We start from the raw sequence: 19037 nt of genomic DNA on the forward strand, positions 1-19037 counted from the left end.
AGGGCCTCAGGCACGGGCGAGGGCGCGCTGGCGCGCGCGGACCGGACCGATGGACAGCTGGTCGCGGTACTTGGCGACGGTGCGCCGGGCGATACGGATGCCCTGGCGGGCGAGCAGGCCGGCGATGACGTCGTCGGCGAGGGGGGCGTGCACGGGTTCGGCGTCGATCAGGCGCTTGACCATCGCGCGCACGGCCACGCCGCCGATCTCCGCGCCTTCCAGGCGCACCGCGAACAGGCGCTTGAGTTCGAACGTGCCACGCGGGGTCTGCAGGTACTTGCCGTTGACGATCCGCGATACGGTGGATTCGTGCATTTCGATGGCCTCGGCCACTTCACGCAGGGTCAGCGGCGCGATGGCCTCGTCGCCGCGTTCCAGGAAGCCGCGCTGCCGTTCGACCAGCACCTGGGTGGTGCGCAGCAGGGTGTCGTTGCGCATCGCCAGGCCGCGGACCAGCCAGCGGGCTTCGTCCAGCATGCCCTTGAGCACGGCATGGTCGCCACTGGCCCCGGACAGGGCGCGCTCGCAGTGCGGGGCGATCCGCACGCGCGGCGTGGTGCGGCTGTTCAGCGCGACGCGCCAGCTGCCGCCGGCATGCCATGCCACCACGTCCGGCACGATGTGGCCGTCGCGCTCCTGCGCCGGTGCTTCCACCGGATGCGCGCGCAGGGCCAGGATCAGCGCCACGGCGGCGCGCACATGGGTCGCATCGACGCCCAGTTCGGCGGCGAGCGCGGCTTCGTCGTGGGCCGCCAGCAGCGCCAGGTGGTGCACCAGGATGCGCTGGGCGAGCGTGCGCAGCGGGCCGTCGGGTTGCGTCATCAGCTGGGCGTGCAGGCACTCGCCCACATCGGCGGCAGCCATGCCCGGCCAGTCGCCGTGCAGCAGCCGCTGGCGGACGAGCTCCAGTTCCCGGGCAGGACGCGACAGCTCGGCCGCGCCCTGCGCGAGCAGGTCCTGGAGTGGGCTCTCGCCATCGGGCAGTTCGAGATAGCCGCGGTCGTCGCACCGGTCCAGCCACCAGGCGGCCATCGCCAGTTCGCAAGGGCGCCAGGTCAGCGCCAGTTGGTCCAGCAGGCGCACGCGCGGATCGCTCGAGCCTTCGTCGGCGATGCGGGCGGTGGCGTCATCGGTTTCGCCGGTGGCATGGCCCCCGGAGAGGAAGGCGGGATCGGGCAGCTCGTCCCAGGCGGCCATTTCCAGCGCGGCCTCGTCGGCTCCGCCGGCGTCTTCGGCCTCGTCTGCGACCTCCTCCTGCTCGAGCAGGGGATTGCGCGCCAGGGTCTGCTGCAGTTCCAGCTCCAGCTGCTGCGCATTCAGCTGCAGCAGCCGGATCTGCTGGAGCAGCTGCGGCGTCAGGTTGACGGCCTGGACAAGATTGGTGCGGATGCTGGTCTTCACATGTCCCCCTGATCAGCGTGCCGATCGCGTTGGGGAATCGTGAACTTTGCGTGACGGCTATCTAATCGGGGCAAACCCGGGGTGGACTAGGGGTTTTCCCTACACGCTGTCGTAATACTGACGCGGTTTGTCGCACCCGGCCCCGGCACGTCCGGAAGCGGCAGTAGGTTTGTGTTGGGATTCAGCAAAGTAAGCGGCCGTGCTTCAACGCCGGTCGTGCAGGCGCATGGCCACGCGCAGCAGCTCGACGGAATTCCGGCAGCCCAGCACTTCCATCATCCGCGACCGGTGCGTTTCCACCGTCTTCACGCTCAGCCCAAGATCGCCGGCGATCTGCTTGGTCGTGCGGCCGGCGCCCAGCGCTTCCAGGATCTCGCGCTGGCGCTTGGACAGTCGGTCGACGTCCCCATGCAGCGAACGTGCCTGGGGTTGCGCCTGGGGCGCGAACACCTGCGGGCTGAGGAAGGTGCGCCCGGCCGCTGCCGCACGGATCGCAACCTCCAGTTCCGCCGGCGCGGCTTCCTTGACCACGAAGCCGCTGGCGCCGCGCTGCAGTGCCTCGCGCACGTGCACGGAGTCGTCGTGCATCGACATGATCACCACTGCGATTTCCGGTCGCGCCACGCGCAGTTCGGCAAGTGCGTCGAAGCCGCTGCGGCCCGGCATGGTGACGTCCATCAGGATGACGTCGGGCAGTTCCTGCTTGGCGCGCAGCACGGCCTCGTCGGCGTTGCTGGCGTCGGCGACGACCTCGATCCCGTCAAAGGAATCCACGAGCCGCCGCAGGCCCGCCCGGACGAGCGTGTGGTCATCGCAGATCAGAACTCGCACCATGCGGACCCCCGGTCACTCCCTGTTGCCCGCCAGCTTACGGCCGCGGGGGTATTTCCGCGTTCACGGAGTGTGGCCGTATGGGGTGGGGTGCGATCGGGTCACCGTGGCCCTGCAAGTCTGCATGCCGCATGCAGGCCTGCCATCACCCGGGCAGGTGAAGCGGATCGGACCACGGGCCTCGCCGTGCCCCGCACGTTCGTCCCGACCGGCGCGAGCGTCCCGTTTCGGGACGCCGGCGTCCCATTCCCTGCGCGCGCGCGGGCCCACCTCCGCCCGACAGCTACCAAAATCGGGACGGCGGCGAGTCTTTTTTGGACGCTCGCGTCCAAATCCGGGACGCGCGCGTCCAAATTTTGCTCGTCGCCGGGCAAAAATCAGACGCGCGCGTCCAATTTCGGGACGGCGCCGTCCTGGTTCGGGACGCGAGCGTCCAAAATTTGGACGCGCGCGAGTCTTTTTCGGACGCGAGCGTCCAAAAATCAGTAGCTGGCGTCCCGTTTCGGGACGCGCGCGTCCAGATTTCGGACGCGCACGAGTCTTTTTCGGACCCGAACGCCCAGGAGCAGGAGATCGCGAATGCAATCCGGACCATGGCCGGATTGCCGGGGGTCGGGCATGGGGGACGCCGCGGGCGGCGCTCATCGACGCCGGGTTTCGGCGATGGCCGGCACGCGCGGCGCTCAGCGACGCCGCGTTTCGGCGATGGCCCGACGGTGGATGCGGAACAGGTGCCGTTCCAGGGCCGCTTCCAGTGCGGGAGGCAGGCTGTCGAAGCGCAGCCAGAGCTGCCAGAGGCCGTCCACCAGCTCGCAGGCGAGCACCCGCACGGGCAGGACCAGCGTCGAGGGCAGCCAGTCCACGGGCTGCACGCGCAGGGTTCCGACGCTGCCCGCGGGAACGGGGGTGTCCACGCGCAGGCAGGCGCCGCGGGCGGACCAGCGCAGCGGGAGCAGGGCGAGGGTGTCCTGGGCAGGCACGAGGCCGGCGACGAGCGAGGTCAGCAGGTCGAGCTTGGCTTCGAGCCGGTGCATGGTGTTGTCCGAGCCCGGCTCGGGCTCCTCGGAGCGCAGGCCGTCTTCGACGATGGCCAGCGCCCGCAGCAGCGCTTCGCCATTGGCGGCATCCACGCGCAGGCGCGCGCCGCTCGTGCTGCCGGTAAGGAACGCGGCGGGGCGCACTTCGTCGCACGCCAGGGCGTCGCCGAACAGGGCCTCGTGCGCCGCGGCCTGCGATGCAGTGGGGGCGCTGCCGACCAGGATGCTCACGCCAGTTCCCGCAGCCAGGCCCGGGCGCCGCGGTGATCGGCGTTGAGACGTTCCAGCGCGGTGGAAATCTGGCCGCGCGCGGACTGCAGTTCGCCCAGCAATGCACGCTGGGCCAGCAGCAGTTCCAGCCAGGGGCCGCGGTCGCAGGTGGCCCAGTCGACCTTGCGCAAGGCGTAGGCCAGCTCGTGCTGGTGCATGGCCAGCAGCTCGGCGGCCTGGGTCCACTCGCCGCTGTCGATCGCGTGACGGATCTTGTCGGCCGGCAGGTTGGGGACGGTGTTGCGGGCGACGTTCAAGGCAGCTTCCATGGACGTGCTCAGGCCGGGTCGGGCGCGATCGCGCGCCAGGCGGACTCGATGTCGCCGAGCAGGTCGTCGACCTCGCGCAGCGGACCGGCGTCGTTGTCCAGGTTGGCCGACAGCAGGCGGCGCTGGGCGTAGTCGTACAGGGCCTGCAGTCCGCTGGCGATCTCGCCGCCGGCGTCGAGGTTCAGCGCGCCGTTGAGGCCGCCGATGATCGCGCTGGCGTCGGTGATGGCCTGCGCCTTGCGCGGCAGGTCGCCGCGGTCCAGGCAGGCGATGGCCAGGCGCGCGCGTTCCCGGGCGCCGGCCAGCATGAGGCTGACCAGCTGGTGCGGGTTGGCATCCAGCACGGCGCTGGACACGCTGGTCTGCCGGTACTGGTTGGCTAGGTGGCGGGCGTGCATCGGAACCTCACAGACTGCTGAGCTGTTGTGAAAGGAAATTGCTGGTGTTCTGCAGCTTGGTGACCATCGCGTCCAGGGCGGTGAACTGGGCGCGGTAGCGCGCCTCCACCTGGGTCATGCGGAAGTCGAGTGCGTCGCGCTGTTTCTGCAGCGATCTGGTGCGGTTTTCCAGGCCGTCGCTGCGGCTGTCGATCATGCCGCCGTCGTCGAGCAGCCGATCCAGGGCCGCGTCCAGGCGGAACGCCATCGTGCCGTCGCCGCTGCCGAACAGGCGGGCGGCCACGCCCGGGTCCTTGGCCACCGCGGCATCGAAGGTGGCCTCGTCGAGCTTGAGGGTGCCGTCCTTGTTGATCGTGATGCCGAGCGACTTGAGGTCGGTGATGTTGTCGCTGACGATGTCGCGCAGCTCGCGGCTGGCGCCGCGGACCATGGCGTCGCCATTGAGCGCGGCCGCCACCTGGGTGCTGGTGTTGTAGGCGGTGGTGGTGCCGATCGCACCCATCGCGCCGTTGTAGGCGTTGACGAAGGACTTGGCGGAGGACCGCTGCGCGGACGGATCGCTGGCGATCTTCAGCTCGCGCGTGGTGCCGGGCTCGGCCTTGGTGAGCGTCAGGCTGACGCCGCCGATCAGGTCGGTCAACGTGTTGCTGGAACTGGTCCGCTCGATGCCGTCGACCTTCACGATCGCGTCGGTCGCCGGTGCGGCCACCGTCATCTGCGTGGCCGCGGGCGGCTGGTAGGCCAGCGCCGACAGCCCGCCATCGCCGCCGCTGGCGGCGATCTTCAGCGCGCCGGCGGAACCAGAATCCACGGCGTTGAGCACCAGGTGCGCGCCGTCGTCACCGGTGACGATGCTGGCGGTGACCGTCTTGCCGCCGGCCGTGGCATTGATGGCATCGCGGATGCCGGCCAGCGTGTTCTTGCCGGCGCCGATCTCGACGCTCAGCGTGGTCTCGCCAGCGGTCAGCGTCAGCGTGCCGGTGCCCACGACGGTGTCCGCCTTCGCGAACGCCCCCGAAGCCACGCGCTGCGACGAAGCCAGTGCGCGAACCTCGACCTGGAACTGTCCGACCGCCGAGCCCGCGGTCGCGGTGGCGGTGAAGTTGTTGTCTGCAGGCAGGGTGACCTTGCGGGCCTGTGCGGCGTCCTTGGAGGACAGCGCGGCCACGGCCGTGCGCAGGCTGGAGAACGAACTGCGCAGGGTGCCGATCGCCGAGATCTGCGCCTGCAGCTGGCGACTGGTGCGGTCATGGCGCGCGTCGGTCGGCGCGCGATCGGCCGAGACCAGCTGCTGGACGATCGTGGCGACGTCCAGGCCGCTGCCGATGCCGCCGCTGCTTATGCCGGCCATGAGGACACCCGGTCAGAAAAAAGTCCCGCCCAGGCGGCCGCGAAGGACTCGATCGACGGGCGTGGAGCGGGTCGGTCGGAGCGCATGGCGGGGGCCTCGGCGGGAGGGATGGAAATGCGTGTTGCCAATTGCGTGCTGCGAAGTTGGAGCCAATCGCGTGCGATCTGAAAAGCGTCTTGCGTGCCGCGGAAAACCACCGGGCGCGGGAAACCCCGCGCCCGGCGTGGAGCGCTTAGCGGAGCAGGCCGAGCACGCCCTGCGGCGCCTGGTTGGCCTGGGCCAGCATCGCGGTACCGGCCTGCTGCAGGATCTGGTTGCGGGTCAGCTGGGCCGATTCCTTCGCGAAGTCGGCGTCCTGGATCCGGCTGCGGGCAGCCGACAGGTTTTCCGAGGTGGCCGACAGGTTGGCGACGACCGAGCTGAAGCGGTTCTGCACGGCACCCATGTTGGCGCGGGCGGTGTTGATCGCGCTGAGCGCACCGTCCATGGCCAGCATCGCGGCATCGGCGCCGGAAACGGTGGAGATGTCCAGCGAACCAAAGCCGGTCTGCGCGGTGCCCGGGACGACGGCGGTCGTGCCGGTGCTCAGGCCGGTCTGCTGCGTCACGGTCGTGCCGCTGCTGCCACCGATGACGATGTCGCTGTTCGAGGTCAGGCTCAGCGCGCCGCTGACGACCGAGGCGGTGACGCCCGTGGTGCCGGTCTGCGCGTTGATCGCCGTGGTCAGGTCGCTCAGGCGGGTGGTGGCATCGGCGGCCGCGCCGACGGTGATGTCGGTGCCGTTGATGGTGAACGCACCGGCGCCGACGGCCGAGAAGCTGGCCGAGACGGCCGGGGTGCCGGCGGTGACGGACACGTTGCCGCCCAGTTCGGCGCCCGCGCTGTCGGTGATGGTCACGGCGGCGCCGGTGTTGCTGAAGGACAGCGTGCCGGCGACCGAGTCGTCGATGGTCAGGCCGGTGATGCCTTCGGCATCGATGGCGGCCTTGACGTTGGCCAGCATCGCGTCCTTGCCTTCGGCGGCGGTGGTGGCCGTCGTGGTCGCAGCCACGGTCACGGTCGCGCCGTTGACGTCGATGTCGAAGGTGTCGTAGTTGAAGCCGTCGGCGTTGGTCGGGGCAGCGAAGCTGGCCGTCGACAGGGTGCCGGTGCCGTTGACGGCAGCCGAACCGCCGCCGCCGACCGGAGCGGCGCCCGCCACGGTGGCCGGGCCGTCCACGCTCGTCCAGCTGCCCAGCGAAGCGGAGCTGGCGTTGGCGATGGCGGAGATGTTGATCGTCTCGCCCTGGTTGGCGCCGACCTGGAAGGTCTGGTTGGCGAACGAACCGTCCAGCAGCTTGACGCCGTTGAAGTTGGTGGTCGAGGACACGCGGTCGATTTCGGCCTTCAGCTGCTGGGCTTCGGCGTTCAGCGCGGCGCGGTCGGAGGCGGAGTTGGTGGCGTTGCGCGACTGGACGGCCAGCTCGCGGATGCGCTGCAGGTTGTTGCCGATCTCACCCATGGCGCCTTCGGCGGTCTGGGCCAGCGAGATGCCGTCGTTCGCGTTGCGGGCGGCCTGGTCCATGCCGCGGATCTGCGTGGTGAAGCGCTGCGAGATCGCGAGGCCGGCGGCGTCGTCCTTGGCGCTGTTGATGCGCAGGCCCGAGGACAGGCGCTGCAGGCTCGTGGCCAGTTCGCCGCCCGAAGCGGACAGGTTGCGCTGCGAGTTGAGCGACATCACGTTGGTGTTGATGACTTGCATTTTGGCGGTCTCCGAGAAGTTTGGATCCGGCGGCACGAAAGCCTGGGCCGGCTATCGCAGGGTGTTGGCTGATGGCCCGCGCCGCTGCTGTGAGGGATAACGGCAAGGCTTTGTCAAGCTTTAGTGCCGGGATCGATCGAAGAACCGTCCGATCGGCTGAACGGGTCAGCCGAGCTTGTCGAACAGCGAATTGCCCTGGATGCGCAGCATCGTTTTCTGCGCCGCTTCCAGTGCGGTCAGCTGCAGGGTGAGGCGGCTGGCGGCCTCGGCGTAGTCGACGTCGCGCAGGTGCGACAGCGATTGCGCCAGTGAGATGTCGGTGCCTTCGCGCACGTCGGATGCCGTGTCCAGCGACGCCAGCCGGATGCCGGTGGAAGAACGCACGGCAAGCATGTGGTCCTGGGCGGTGCCCAAGTCACTGATGGCCGCGCCCACGGCGTTGTCGCGTTGCGCCATCCCGGACGGGGTGACGGCCGGTGCGTCCAGTGCGTCGGCCAGGCCCTGCAGGGTGGCGAACACGTCGCGCACGGGCGCGCGCTCGACCGTGAAGCGATCGTTGGCGGCGGGCGCGCCGGTGAGTGTCAGCTGCACGCCCGCGCTGGAGATCGTCGTACTGGCGCTGCTGGTCGGCGCGGCGTAAGTGCCGGTCGCGATGGTGGCGCCGGTGTCGTCCAGCACGCGGTAGGCGTCGGGCGCGGTGAACTCGACGGTCAGCCGGCGCCCGGCCCACGCGGTGGGATCGCTGACCGAGGTGGCCTGCAGCACGCCGTTGCCCGCGTTGGACGCGGCGGCACTGCCACGCACGAGACCGTCGCCGGTGCGCACGCGCAGGAACACGTCACTGCCAGGATCGGTGTCCTGCAGCGACAGGTCGGGCGCGACTTCGACCTGGTTGCGGCCATCGTCGCCGGCGTAGACCACGCTGCCGGCGCTTTCGGTGAACGGCACCACGCCATCGCGGTTGCCCGCGAACAGGCGGCGTCCCGTGCCGTCGTCGCGATTGGCGATGCCTAGCAAATCGGCGCGGATCGCCCGCAGGTCGTTGGCGATGGACTTGCGGTCGGCCGCGGACAACACCGGGCTGTTGGCCTGGATGGCCAGTTCGCGTGCGCGCACCAGCTTGTCGTTGACTTCCGACAAGGCCTGTTCCTGCGAACGCAGCCGGTTCTCCAGCAGTCCGGCATTGGCGCCGAACTGTTCCAGGCGCGCCACCGCGTGGTCCAGGCGTTGGGCCTGCGCCATGCCGGACGGATCGTCGGCCGCGCGCTCGAGCTTGTTGCCGGTCACCAGCTGCCGCTGGGCACGGGCGACGTCATCCTGCCGTTTCAGCAGGCCCTGCAGGCCCTGTTGGTAGAGGGCGGCGGTGGAGATGCGCAGTGTCATGGCGGACCCTTATCGGCGCACGGCCGAAAGCAGTGTCTGGAACATGTTGTCGGCGGTGCTGATCACCTGCGCGGCGGCCTGGTAGGCCTGCTGGAAGCGCAGCATGTCGGCCGCCTCCTCGTCCAGGTTCACGCCACTGACGGATTCGCGTTCGGCCGCGATCTGGCCATGGATGGCGGTCTGCGCCTCCAGGCCCAGTTCGGCGTGGCGCGCATCGGTGCCCACGCGCGCCGTAAGTCCGGCCAGGCCGTCGGTGAGCGACAGGGCGCCGCCGTCCAGCAGGCGCTTCTGGTCCATCGCACCGAGCGCACGCGCATTGGCGTTGTCGCCCGAATGCGCGGGCGTGCGGGCGAGGGTGAAGCGGTCGCCGGCGGCGGGTTGGCCGCTCAGTGCGACCGACCAGCCACCCGCGGCATCGGCGATCGCCGAACCTGCGGTGTAGGCATAGGGCCCGGCACCGTTGACGGTGTACTGCGTGTCGTCGATGAACTCGATGGTCGCGCCGGCAAAGCTGCCGAAAGCGGCCGCGCTGGTGACCTGCGTGGCGGCGATCGTGGCGGTGCCGAGGTTGGCCGGGTCCGTGTTCGACTGCAGGGGCCCGGCGGCGGCGATTTTCGCCGGATCCGCGAGCACGACCTGCAGCGTTCCCGCGCTGCCGCGGGTCGGCGACAGATTGAAGCGATCGCCGACGCCGGGCGCGCCACCGACTACGAGGTCGACGCCATCGACGCGCAGGGGATCGGCCGCGGTGCCGCTGCCCGTGATCGGCACGGCGGCGCCGGTGTCGGTCCGCGTGGCCGTCCAGCTGCCGTCGAAGCGCAGCACCAGGTCGTTGCCCTTGAGCGCGGAGGGATCGCCTACGGACGCGGTGAGGGTCGCGTTGCCGGCGTTGGCGGCGTGCGCTGCCAGGGAGGGGCCACCGATGGCGAACACATCGCCGCCCGGTGCCCCGTTGTAGTCCACGCCGGCACCATGGGCGGCGTTGAACGACTGGGCGAACGTCGTGGCCATCCGGCCCAGTTCCGCGCGCGCCGGATCCAGCACGCGGCCACGGAATTCCAGCAGGCCGCCCAGTTCGCCGGTGACCGCGCTGGCCGACAGCTGGACCTTGCCGCCACTGCCTTCCAGGGCCAGTTGCATGCGGTCGGGCTGGTAGGGATCGGCCACCGTGCTCAGCTGCATGGCGCGGTTGCCCAGCACCAGCGCCTGGCCACCGGCGGTGAAGACATTCAGCGCCCCGTCGTCCTGCGCCACGGTGGTGCCGCCCACGAGGGATGCGAGCTGGTCGATGCGCATCGCGCGGGCATCGAGCAGGTCGGGCGAGGCGTTGCTGCCGGCCGTGGCGATATCCCCGTTGAGGCGGGCGATCTCGGTGGCCAGCTGGTTGGCGTCGCCGACCTTGCCCTGCAGGCGCGTGTCGACTTCGTTCTCCAGCGTGTTGAGTTGCGAGTCCAGCGAGCGGAACCGCGCGGCGAGCGTCTGTCCCGCGCTGAGCATCTGCGTGCGCGCGACGTTCGAGGTGGGGCTCGCGGTGACCGCGTCGGCGGCGGTGAAGAAGGCGGCCCACGGGCCCGAAACGCCGGTGGCGCCGTCGGAGACCAGGGCGTCGATGCGGTCGGAGAGCGTGGACAGCTGCGAGAGCCGGCCCAGTTCGCCGCTGCTGTCGACCTGGCGCGCGAACACCAGGCCGTCGGCGAGCCGTTGCAGCGCGGAGACGTCGACGCCCTGGCCGACGTAGCCGGGGCCGACCGACTGGCCGGGACGCGCGGCCAGATCGACGCGCTGGCGGCTGTAGCCCGGCGTCGCGGCGTTGGCGACGTTGTGGCCGACAGTGCCCAGGGCGCGCTGGAAGGCGAGCAGGGCGGAACTTCCGGTGCTGAGGATGCCGCTCATCGATTAGCCCCTGGGCACGGTGGAGTGTGAGGCGGTGGCGACCGCGGTGCCGGGCATGGCCACCGCGGGCACGGCCGCCAGCGCGCGGTTCAAGGTGGCGCCATTGGCGATCGCGGTGATCTTGGCCGCGTACGAAGGATCGGTCGCGTAGCCGGCCTTCTGCAGCGCGCTGGCGAAGCGCTGCGTGTCGTCGCCGGTGCCGCGCGCACCGGCGTACCGGTCCTTGCCGAGCAGGCGCGCATAGTCGGCGAAACTGTCGGCGGCCGAACCGTACGCGCGGAAGTCGGCGCGCTCGGTGTGGCGCACGCCGTTGGTGAATTCGTGGGTGCTGGCGCTCATGCGCTGCCCGCTCCAGCGCGAGCCGGCCTTGATGCCGAACAGGTTGTGCGAAGTCTCGCCGCCGCGCTTGACCAGTCGCCGGCCCCAGCCGGTTTCCAGCGCCGCCTGCGCGACCAGTGCCTTGGCGGGAACGCCCAGTTCGGCCGCGGTCTTCTGCGCGTGTGGCCAGATCGAACGCACGAAGGCTTCCGGGCTGCTGCAGTCCAGCGGGGCGTTGGGGTCGCAGGCCGGCTGCGTGGACGGCGCCGGCGGCGTGTCGAAGGTGGGTGCCACGGCTGCGAAGGCAGGCATGGACACGCCGCTGCGCGTGGGTGCCAGCGCCAGCGGGGATGCGGACAGGTCCACCGACACCGGTGCCGCCAGCGGCATCGGCGCTGCCGGCCTGGCCAGCGGCAGGAAGGTGGGCGACGACGGCGTCGTCGTGGCGGACGCGGCCTGCTGCGTCGACCGCTCCAGCTGACGGACGATCATCGGCGCCAGGCCCAGGCCACGGCCCTTGCCCAGTTCGCGGGCGAGCTGCTGGTCGTACATCTCGCGATAGGTCGTGTTGCCGCCGAGCATCGGATCGCCCGGCGTGGCGCTGCGCATCGACTTGATCAGCATCTGCGCGAACTGGGTTTCCAGCTCGCGCGCCGCCTGCTCGATGCGCGAACGCGAAGAGCCCTGTGCGGGCTCGAGTGCGATGGCGTGAGTGGAAGGCAGACGCATGGCCGTGCTCAGATCACCTCGAGCTCGGCGCGCAGCGCCCCGGCGCGCTTGAGCGCTTCCAGGATCGCGACGATGTCGCCGGGGCCGGCGCCGACGGCATTGATGGCACGGACGATGGTTTCCAGCGACGTGCCGCCGGGGAAGAGGAACATGCGGCCGCCCTCCTGGCTGGCCTGCACGTCCGACTGCGGCCTGACCACGGTGCGGCCATCGGCAAACGCCTCGGGCTGGCTGATCTGCGCGCCCTCGGTGATCGAGACGGTGAGAGCGCCGTGGGACACGGCCGCCGGCAGCACCGTCACCTGGCCGCCGACGACGACGGTGCCGGTGCGCGCACTGACGATCACCTTGGCCGCGGCGGCGCCGGGGCTGATGTCCAGCGATTCGAGCTGGGCGAGAAACGCGATGCGGTCGCCGGCAGGCGGCGCCACTTCAATGGTGACGCCGTCCAGCGCCCGGGCGCGGCCCGGGCCGAAGGTGGCGTCGATCGCGGCGACGATGCGCGCGGCCGTGGTGAAGTCGGCGTCGTGCAGGTTGAGCGTGACCGCGCCGTTGCCGGTGCTGCTGGCCACCGCGCGTTCGACGATTGCGCCGTTGGGAATGCTGCCGCCGTTGGGGGCGTTGACCGAGATCTTGGAGCCGTCGCGGCCCGCGGCGCCGAAGCCGCCGACCACCAGTGTGCCCTGGGCGATGGCGTACACCTGGCCGTCGGCGCCGCGCAGCGGGGCCATCAGCAGGCTGCCGCCCCGCAGCGATCCGGCGTTGCCGATCGACGATACGGTGATGTCGATGGTCTGGCCGGGCTTGGCGAATGCGGGCAGTTCGGCCTGGATGGCGACGGCCGCGACGTTCTTCAGTTGCGGATTGACGCCGGGCGGAATGGTGACGCCCAGCTGGTCGAGCATGGTCTTCAGGCTCTGCACCGTGAAGGGCGTCTGGCTGGTGCGGTCGCCGCTGCCGTCCAGACCCACGACCAGGCCGTAGCCGACCAGGGGATTGCCGCGGACGCCGGCCACCTGGGCCAGGTCCTTGATGCGCTCGGCATGGGCTGGCGCGCAGGCGAGCAGCGCCGTGGCCGCGAGGGTGAGGAGTGTCGCGATGGATGCACGCATGTCGCGTCCTCAGTAGGGGAAGGCGGCGGAGTTGAAGAAGCGGCCCAGCCAGCCCATCGCGTTGGAACGGGCCAGCGTGCCGCGACCGCCATAGACGATGCGTGCCTCGCCCACCCGATCCGAGGTAATGCGGTTGTCGGGACCGATATCGGCGATGCGGACGATTCCTTGAACCTGGACGAGTTCGTCGCCCTGGTTCAGGCGCACGCGCTTCTCGCCGGCCACGCGCAGGTTGCCGTTGCCCAGCTGTTCGACCACGGTGACGGTGATGTTGCCGGCCAGCTGGTTGCTCTGCGCGCTGTCGCCGGCGCCGGCGAAGTCGCGGGTGCCCTCGATCTCGGCCTGCAGGATCGGGTTGCCGTTGTAGGTGACGTTCCGGCCGAAGATCGTGGGCGCCGCCAGGCCGACGCCGGCGTCCTTGGTGACGGCGGTCTTGGCATTGGTCTTGGCGCGGGTGTTCTCGATCAGGACGATGGTGAGCAGGTCGCCCAGCTCGCGCGCCTTGCTGTCCTGGAACAGGCGCATGCCGCGCTGGCCCGTGCCGCCGCCCGCCTGGGCATTGGCGAAGATCGAACCGCCGCCGTCGCCGGCGGTCGGCGCCGCCGCCGCGGGCACTTGCACCGCCGGGGTTTGCGCCACCGGCTGTACCTGCTCGAAGGGGCGCACGTCGCCGACGATGCTGGCGCAGCCGGACAGGGCGAGCAGGGCAGTGGCGATTGCAATCGCCTTGGCAGCGTTCATCACGGCACGGCTCACAGGTTGTTGTTGAGGAAGCCGAGCATGGAGTCGGTGGTCGAGATCGCCTTGGCGTTGGTTTCGTAGGCCCGCTGCGTCTCGATCATCGACACCAGCTCCTCGACGACGTTCACGTTCGAGCCTTCCAGCGCGCCCTGCACCAGCAGGCCCGCGCCACCCTGTCCGGGCGCGCCGCTCTGCGCCGGGCCGCTGGCGCCGGTCTCGATGTAGAGGTTCTCGCCCTTGGCCTGCAGGCCGGCGGGGTTGACGAAGTCGGCCAGCGTCAAGGAACCGACTTGCACCGCCTCGGCCTGGCCGGCGATCTGCACGCTGACCGTGCCGTCGCTGCCGATGGTCACGCTCTGGGCGCCCTCGGGCAGCTGCAGTCCAGGCTGCACCGGGTAGCCGGCGTTGGTCACCATCTCGCCCTGCGCGTTGATCTGGAAGCTGCCATCGCGGGTGTAGGCGCTGCTGCCGTCGGGCAGCAGCACCTCGAAGAAGCCGCGGCCGTTGATGGCCACGTCCAGCGCGTTGCCGGTCTGGTTGAGGTTGCCCTGCGCGAACTGCTTGGCGGTGGAGGCCACGCGCACGCCGGTGCCCGTGGACAGGCCGCTGGGCAGCTGGGTCTGCTCGGAGGACGCGCCGCCGGGCTGGCGGACGGTCTGGTACAGCAGGTCCTCGAAGCTGGCGCGGTCGCGCTTGAAGCCGGTGGTGTTGGTGTTGGCCAGATTGTTGGAGATGACCGCCATGCGCGTCTGCTGCGCGTCGAGGCCGGTCTTGGCGATCCACAGAGCCTGGGTCATGGCGGTCTACTCGGAAGAAATGAAGGGGTGGAACTCAGCGCGAAGACAGCAGGGTGTTGGCGGCCCGCGCGCTCTCGTCACCGCTGTGCAAGACCCGTACCTGCATCTCGAACTGGCGGGCGAGCTGGATCATCGACACCAGCATTCCGGTGCCGTCGACATTGCTGCCTTCCAGCACGCCGGCGGTGAGCACGCTGCCGGAGGCAGGTGTCGGGGCCGGGGCGCCGGGTGCGGCGTGCATCAGGCCGTCCTCGCCGCGGACGAGGTCGCGGGTCTGGGCGGCGACGATCTGCAGGCGCCCGGCGTTGGCCATCGTGGAGGCGGCCTGGCCCTGGGGCACGATCGAGACCGTGCCATCGCCGCCGATCTGCACCGAGTCATGCGGCGGGATCGACATCGGCGCGCCGGACGCATCCAGCACGGGCAGGCCGCTGCCGGTGGTGAGAAGGCCGTTCTGGCTGACCCTGAGGTCGCCGGCGCGCGTGTAGGCGACGCCGCCTGCGCTGTCCTGCACCGCGAGCCAGTGGCCCGGCTGCAGGGCGACATCCAGCGCGTTGCCGGTGGTCGTGATCGCGCCGGCGGCGCCACTCACGCCCATCGACTGCCCGATCGTGGCCACGCGCGAGGGCAGCCCCGGCCCGGCGACCGGCGCGGCCACCGTGCCGGTCAAGGTGGCCTGGAAACCGACCGTGTCGGCATTGGCCAGGTTGTGGGCGACCCCGGCCTGCGCGCGCAGCGTGGCGCTGGCGCCCGTCATCGCGATGTAGAGACTCTTGTCCATGACCGTCCGCCTGCTCTGTTGCTAGCCGATGTCGAATCAGCGGATGTTGATCACGGTCTGCGTGATCTGGTCCTGCGTGGAGATCATCTGCGCGTTGGCCTGGAAGTTGCGCTGCGCGGAGATCATGTTGACCAGCTGCTCGGTGAGATCGACGTTGGATGCTTCCAGCGCGCCGCCCTGCACCAGGCCCAGGTCCGAGGACCCTGCCGCGCCGCGACGCGGCTGGCCGGATTCGAAGGTCTCGGCCCAGGCGTTGTCGCCCACCGGCTGCATGCCCTGCGGGTTGGCGAAGCTGGTCAGCGCCACCTGTCCCAGCGCGGTCGACACGCCGTTGGTGTAACGGGCATTGACGATGCCTTCGCTGGACACTTCGATGCCGGTGAGCTGTCCCGTGGCGTAGCCGTCCTGCACCAGCGCGGCGACGCTGAACGCGTTGCCGTACTGGGTGGAGTTGCCCACGTCCAGGGTCACCGCCATCGGCACGGCGCCGGTGGGCGGCGTGTACGGGGGCAGGGTGATGCGGCCATTGGCCGGCGTGGTCATCTGGCCGGTGGCGGAGTACTGCAGGGTCTGCGGTCCGCCGACGTCGACGCCGTCGATCTGCGACTGCACCTGCCATTCGTTCGGATTGGCCGTCTTGACGTAGTACAGCGACTGCGTGTGCGACGCACCCAGCGAGTCGTAGACGGTCAGGGACGTGGTGTAGTTGTAGGTCGTCGGGTCCATGGCGTCGAAGGGCGTGCCGGTCGGCGCGCTGGCGTTGGCCGGCAGGTTGGTGCCGACTTCGACCTCGCCGGTGGCCTGCGGCGGCGAATCACCGCTGGCCAGCTGCAGGTCGGCCATGCGGCCGGTGTCGAAGCCCGCGCCACTGGCATTGGGCAGGAACACCTGCAGGCGCTGGTTGGCCGGGTTGACGACGTAGCCGTTGCGGTCGGTGCCGAAGTTGCCGGCGCGCGAATAGACCATCGAGCCGCCATTGGACAGGGTGAAGAACCCTTCCCCCCGACAGTGCCAGGTCCAGGGAGCGACCGGTGAAGTCGACGTTGCCCTGGCCGAACTGCTGCGCCACGCGCTCCAGGCGCACACCGGCGCCGATCGCGTTGCGGGACAGGCCGGCGCCGGAGATGGCGAAGACGTCGCCGAACTCGGCCCGCGACTGCTTGAAGCCGGTGGTGTTGGCGTTGGCGATGTTGTGCGAGGTGACGTTGAGGTCGGCCGAGGCCGCGTTCATGCCACTGAGCGAGATGCGGAAACTCATTGCGATTCCCCTTGGGCCGAGTGTTGGCGTGCTGTTGCTGAGGTGGAGCGTGCTGCGGTGGAGCGTGCTGTTCTGGTGCACCGGCGTCAGCCGATGCGGCGGATTGCCGACAGCGGATGGCTGCCGAGGCCGGCGAGATTCAGGACCAGGCCGTCGGCGCCGATCGACACGCTGTCGACGTTGGCCTCGACGCTGACGGCCAGCGCTTCCACGTTGCTGCCGGAACCGGCGCTGGCGCGGATCGTGTAGCGGCCGGCGCCGGCCACATCGCCGGCATCGTTGCGCCCGTCCCAATGGAAGTCGGTGGCGCCCGCCGTGGCGGCCTGCACCGTCATCGTGCGCACGGTGGCGCCGCTGGCATCGACGATTTCGAAGGTGATCGGGCCGGCGGAAGGCGCGGTGACCTCGCCGTCGACCTGGGTGCCGGCCTGCAGTTCCAGCGTGGACACCTCGATGAGGGCGTCGTGGCCGACCAGCGCGGCGGCGCGCAGCGCCTGGTCGGACTCCATCACGTTGGCGACGGCGCCCATGGCGTTCTGCATGCGGTCGATGCCCTGCACGGTGGAGAACTGCGCCAGCTGGCCCAGGAACTGGGCGTTGTCCAGCGGCTTGAGCGGGTCCTGGTTCTTCAGCTGCTCGGTCATCAGGCGCAGGAAGTCGGCCTGGCCAAGCGAGCTGTTGCGCGCAGTGGCCGTCGATTCGAGGCCCAGCGCGGCGTAGGTGTTTTCCGTGCCGGCTTTGGTGATCACGTTCATGTGGGGTCCGTGTGCGGGAGCGGGGGCCGTCAGCGGCCCATGTTCAAGGTGGCCAGCGCGAGTTCCTTGGCGCTGTTGAACACCTCGACGTTGGCCTGGTAGCTGCGCGAGGCCGAAATCAGGTCGACCATCTGCGCGACCGGATCGATGTCCGGGGCGTAGACGTAGCCCTGGGCATCGGCAAGCGGATGGCCGGGCTCGTAGCGCTTGAGCGGCGCGGCCGTGCTCTCGGTCACTTCCTCCACCTGCACGCCGGCCAGCGCGGGGTTGCCGGCGACCGGTTCGGCGGAGAACACGGGCTGCTTGGCGCGGAATACCGCGTTCGGATCGCCGGAGATGGAATCGGCGTTGGCCAGGTTCGAGGCGACGGTGCTCAGGCGTACCGACTGGGCATTCATCGCCGAACCGGCGACATCGAAGATAGGAAGGTTGCTCATGTCCGGACTCCCTACTGGCCGGTGATCGCGGTCAGCATCGAGCGCACTTTCGATTCGATGAACGAAAGCGAGGCGCGGTACTCGAGCGAAGCCTGGGCGAAGGCCGCGTTCTCGCGGTCACCGTCCACCGTGTTGCCGTCCAGGCTGGGTTGCGTGCCGGCGCGCGTGAATCGCGAGCCCTCCGCGGCGGCCGTGATGGCGTCGCCTCCGGCTCCTGCGCCTGGTTGCAGGGCGGCATTGAGGGCGCCGTTGAAGTCGAGGTCCTGCGCCTGGTAGTTCGGCGTGTCGGCGTTGGCGATGTTCGCGGCCAGCAACTGCAGGCGATGCTCGCGCAACGCCAGTGCGGTGCCATGGATGCCAAGGAAGTCGGACATGGATGCCCTCCAGGAGCGGTTGTCCTGGTGAGGCAAGGCGTGTGCCAGAGGCCGGGGTGGTTCAGGCAGGTGAGGGCGGCCGTCGCCCGGCGACTACGGTCGAGCTGACCTTCAGGGGCCCCGGCGTGACGCTAGGCGGCCGCGCCGATGCGCGCCGCGACACGCTGGGCGAGCTCGCGCTCCGAATATTTCGGGACGAAGTCGTCGGCGCCGACCCGCTCGACCATCGCCTGGTTGAACACGCCGGACAGCGACGTATGCAGCAGCACGTGCAGGCCACGCAGGGCGGGGTCGCGTCGGATTTCCGTCGTCAGCGTGTAGCCATCCATGGCCGGCATCTCGATGTCGGAGATGACCATGGCATAGCGTTCCTGCGGCGGCTGGCCACCCTGCGCCAGCGCCTGGAGATGCTCCAGCGCCTGGCGGCCATCGGAGAGGAGCATGGCCTCGAGACCCAGCTGGTTGAGCACCGCCCGGATCTGGTTGCGGGCCACGCGGGAGTCGTCCACGACCAGCACTTCGCGGGGGCCCGGGCCCGCGGGGAGCGCGTTCAGCGAGCCGATGTCGCTGCAGCGCGGGGCGGATTCGGCCAGCACGCTTTCCACGTCGATCAGCTGGATCAGCTCGCCCTGGTGGCGCGTCACGCCGGTCAGGTAGCGGCAGTCGCCGCCCAGTTCCGGGGGTGGCTGGATGTGTTCGACCGCGATGTTCACGATGCGGTCGACGCTGCCCACCAGGAAGCCCTGCACCGAGCGATTGAACTCGGTCACCACCAGGTAGCGCGGGTCGAACTGCGGGTCGGCGGCGTGGCCGATCGCGCGGGCGAGATCGAGCACGGGCACGCTGCGGCCGCGGACGTCGGCCGCGCCGACGAAGGCCGGTGGCAGCGAGGGCAGGGTGAACAGGGCCGGGCGCGGGAGCACTTCCTGCACCTTGAATACGTTGACGCCAAAAAGCTGACGCGAAGCGAGCCGGAACAGCAGCAGCGCCAGCCGGTTGTGGCCGGCCAGGCGGGTGCGCTGGTCGATGCGGTCGAGAAGGTCCTGGCTCATGCCCCGCGTCATCGGCGCGGCCGGACGATCCTTGAGTGCGGCCGACCGCGGCCGGAAGCGGCTGTCGATGTGAAGGCACGGTCCTTGCACAGTCTTCCACGAGCCTTCC

At 70.1% G+C, this 19037-nt stretch carries 18 protein-coding genes and 1 pseudogene; all 19 read right to left on the reverse strand.

All coding sequences use genetic code 11. From position 1 onward, the window contains the following. Positions 1-6: 6 nt before the first annotated feature. Positions 7-1401 carry an RNA polymerase factor sigma-54 gene (rpoN, locus tag I8J32_RS12780; RefSeq protein WP_200612791.1) on the reverse strand — a complete coding sequence of 465 codons (1395 nt, stop codon included), beginning with the start codon at positions 1399-1401 and terminating at the stop codon, positions 7-9. 204 nt (positions 1402-1605) lie between these two features. Next, positions 1606-2232, reverse strand: a complete 627-nt coding sequence (locus tag I8J32_RS12785) for a response regulator transcription factor (protein WP_200613191.1) — start codon at positions 2230-2232, stop codon at positions 1606-1608. Positions 2233-2915: 683 nt separating this feature from the next. Continuing rightward, entirely contained in the window at positions 2916-3500 is a 585-nt protein-coding gene (locus I8J32_RS12790) for a PilZ domain-containing protein (protein ID WP_245156331.1), read from the reverse strand. Beyond that, positions 3497-3808: a hypothetical protein gene (locus tag I8J32_RS12795; RefSeq protein WP_200612793.1), complete on the reverse strand. Its 312-nt coding sequence runs from the start codon at positions 3806-3808 to the stop codon at positions 3497-3499. The genes I8J32_RS12790 and I8J32_RS12795 overlap by 4 nt, the downstream gene beginning before the upstream one ends. A gap of 8 nt (positions 3809-3816) precedes the next feature. Beyond that, positions 3817-4206: a flagellar export chaperone FliS gene (gene fliS / locus I8J32_RS12800; RefSeq protein ID WP_200612795.1), complete on the reverse strand. Its 390-nt coding sequence runs from the start codon at positions 4204-4206 to the stop codon at positions 3817-3819. Between the two features lie 7 nt (positions 4207-4213). Next, a complete protein-coding gene (gene fliD / locus I8J32_RS12805) occupies positions 4214-5557 on the reverse strand; it encodes a flagellar filament capping protein FliD (protein WP_207526604.1) in 1344 nt (447 codons plus the stop codon). Positions 5558-5789: 232 nt separating this feature from the next. Then, complete coding sequence (locus I8J32_RS17885) at positions 5790-7298, reverse strand: flagellin (protein WP_200612799.1); 1509 nt, start codon at positions 7296-7298, stop codon at positions 5790-5792. Positions 7299-7463: 165 nt separating this feature from the next. Further along, positions 7464-8681, reverse strand: coding sequence for a flagellar hook-associated protein FlgL (flgL, locus tag I8J32_RS12815; RefSeq protein ID WP_200612801.1), 1218 nt, complete (start codon positions 8679-8681; stop codon positions 7464-7466). 9 nt (positions 8682-8690) lie between these two features. Then, on the reverse strand, positions 8691-10574 hold the full coding sequence (gene flgK, locus I8J32_RS12820; RefSeq protein WP_200612803.1) for a flagellar hook-associated protein FlgK: 1884 nt from the start codon (positions 10572-10574) through the stop codon (positions 8691-8693). Between the two features lie 3 nt (positions 10575-10577). After that, complete coding sequence (gene flgJ / locus I8J32_RS12825; protein ID WP_200612805.1) at positions 10578-11621, reverse strand: flagellar assembly peptidoglycan hydrolase FlgJ; 1044 nt, start codon at positions 11619-11621, stop codon at positions 10578-10580. An 8-nt stretch (positions 11622-11629) separates the two neighbouring features. Further along, entirely contained in the window at positions 11630-12733 is a 1104-nt protein-coding gene (locus I8J32_RS12830; RefSeq protein ID WP_200612807.1) for a flagellar basal body P-ring protein FlgI, read from the reverse strand. Positions 12734-12742: 9 nt separating this feature from the next. After that, on the reverse strand, positions 12743-13489 hold the full coding sequence (locus I8J32_RS12835; RefSeq protein ID WP_407060968.1) for a flagellar basal body L-ring protein FlgH: 747 nt from the start codon (positions 13487-13489) through the stop codon (positions 12743-12745). After that, positions 13486-14271: a flagellar basal-body rod protein FlgG gene (flgG, locus tag I8J32_RS12840; protein ID WP_200612813.1), complete on the reverse strand. Its 786-nt coding sequence runs from the start codon at positions 14269-14271 to the stop codon at positions 13486-13488. Before flgG ends, I8J32_RS12835 begins: the two co-directional genes overlap by 4 nt. Before the next feature lie 34 nt (positions 14272-14305). Next, complete coding sequence (locus I8J32_RS12845; protein ID WP_200612816.1) at positions 14306-15052, reverse strand: flagellar basal body rod protein FlgF; 747 nt, start codon at positions 15050-15052, stop codon at positions 14306-14308. Positions 15053-15088: 36 nt separating this feature from the next. Further along, positions 15089-16310 (reverse strand): annotated as a pseudogene (gene flgE / locus I8J32_RS12850) (flagellar hook protein FlgE). An 86-nt stretch (positions 16311-16396) separates the two neighbouring features. Then, positions 16397-17065: a flagellar hook assembly protein FlgD gene (locus I8J32_RS12855; RefSeq protein WP_200612822.1), complete on the reverse strand. Its 669-nt coding sequence runs from the start codon at positions 17063-17065 to the stop codon at positions 16397-16399. A gap of 29 nt (positions 17066-17094) precedes the next feature. Next, positions 17095-17502: a flagellar basal body rod protein FlgC gene (gene flgC / locus I8J32_RS12860; RefSeq protein ID WP_200612825.1), complete on the reverse strand. Its 408-nt coding sequence runs from the start codon at positions 17500-17502 to the stop codon at positions 17095-17097. Between the two features lie 11 nt (positions 17503-17513). After that, positions 17514-17876, reverse strand: coding sequence for a flagellar basal body rod protein FlgB (gene flgB / locus I8J32_RS12865; protein WP_200612828.1), 363 nt, complete (start codon positions 17874-17876; stop codon positions 17514-17516). Between the two features lie 131 nt (positions 17877-18007). Further along, a complete protein-coding gene (locus I8J32_RS12870) occupies positions 18008-18928 on the reverse strand; it encodes a chemotaxis protein CheV (RefSeq protein ID WP_200612831.1) in 921 nt (306 codons plus the stop codon). Between the last annotated feature and the right edge of the window lie 109 nt (positions 18929-19037).

This window comes from Lysobacter solisilvae, assembly GCF_016613535.2.
Classification (GTDB): Bacteria; Pseudomonadota; Gammaproteobacteria; order Xanthomonadales; family Xanthomonadaceae; genus Agrilutibacter; species Agrilutibacter solisilvae.

Excerpts from the sequence above, each read along its gene's own strand:
- I8J32_RS12795 (WP_200612793.1), bottom strand. The coding sequence starts at position 3,808 with ATGGAAGCTGCCTTGAACGTCGCCCGCAACACCGTCCCCAACCTGCCG.
- fliS (WP_200612795.1), bottom strand. The coding sequence starts at position 4,206 with ATGCACGCCCGCCACCTAGCCAACCAGTACCGGCAGACCAGCGTGTCC.
- fliD (WP_207526604.1), bottom strand. The coding sequence starts at position 5,557 with ATGGCCGGCATAAGCAGCGGCGGCATCGGCAGCGGCCTGGACGTCGCC.
- I8J32_RS17885 (WP_200612799.1), bottom strand. The coding sequence starts at position 7,298 with ATGCAAGTCATCAACACCAACGTGATGTCGCTCAACTCGCAGCGCAAC.
- flgL (WP_200612801.1), bottom strand. The coding sequence starts at position 8,681 with ATGACACTGCGCATCTCCACCGCCGCCCTCTACCAACAGGGCCTGCAG.
- flgK (WP_200612803.1), bottom strand. The coding sequence starts at position 10,574 with ATGAGCGGCATCCTCAGCACCGGAAGTTCCGCCCTGCTCGCCTTCCAG.
- flgJ (WP_200612805.1), bottom strand. The coding sequence starts at position 11,621 with ATGCGTCTGCCTTCCACTCACGCCATCGCACTCGAGCCCGCACAGGGC.
- I8J32_RS12830 (WP_200612807.1), bottom strand. The coding sequence starts at position 12,733 with ATGCGTGCATCCATCGCGACACTCCTCACCCTCGCGGCCACGGCGCTG.
- flgG (WP_200612813.1), bottom strand. The coding sequence starts at position 14,271 with ATGACCCAGGCTCTGTGGATCGCCAAGACCGGCCTCGACGCGCAGCAG.
- I8J32_RS12845 (WP_200612816.1), bottom strand. The coding sequence starts at position 15,052 with ATGGACAAGAGTCTCTACATCGCGATGACGGGCGCCAGCGCCACGCTG.
- I8J32_RS12855 (WP_200612822.1), bottom strand. The coding sequence starts at position 17,065 with ATGAACGTGATCACCAAAGCCGGCACGGAAAACACCTACGCCGCGCTG.
- flgC (WP_200612825.1), bottom strand. The coding sequence starts at position 17,502 with ATGAGCAACCTTCCTATCTTCGATGTCGCCGGTTCGGCGATGAATGCC.
- flgB (WP_200612828.1), bottom strand. The coding sequence starts at position 17,876 with ATGTCCGACTTCCTTGGCATCCATGGCACCGCACTGGCGTTGCGCGAG.
- I8J32_RS12870 (WP_200612831.1), bottom strand. The coding sequence starts at position 18,928 with ATGAGCCAGGACCTTCTCGACCGCATCGACCAGCGCACCCGCCTGGCC.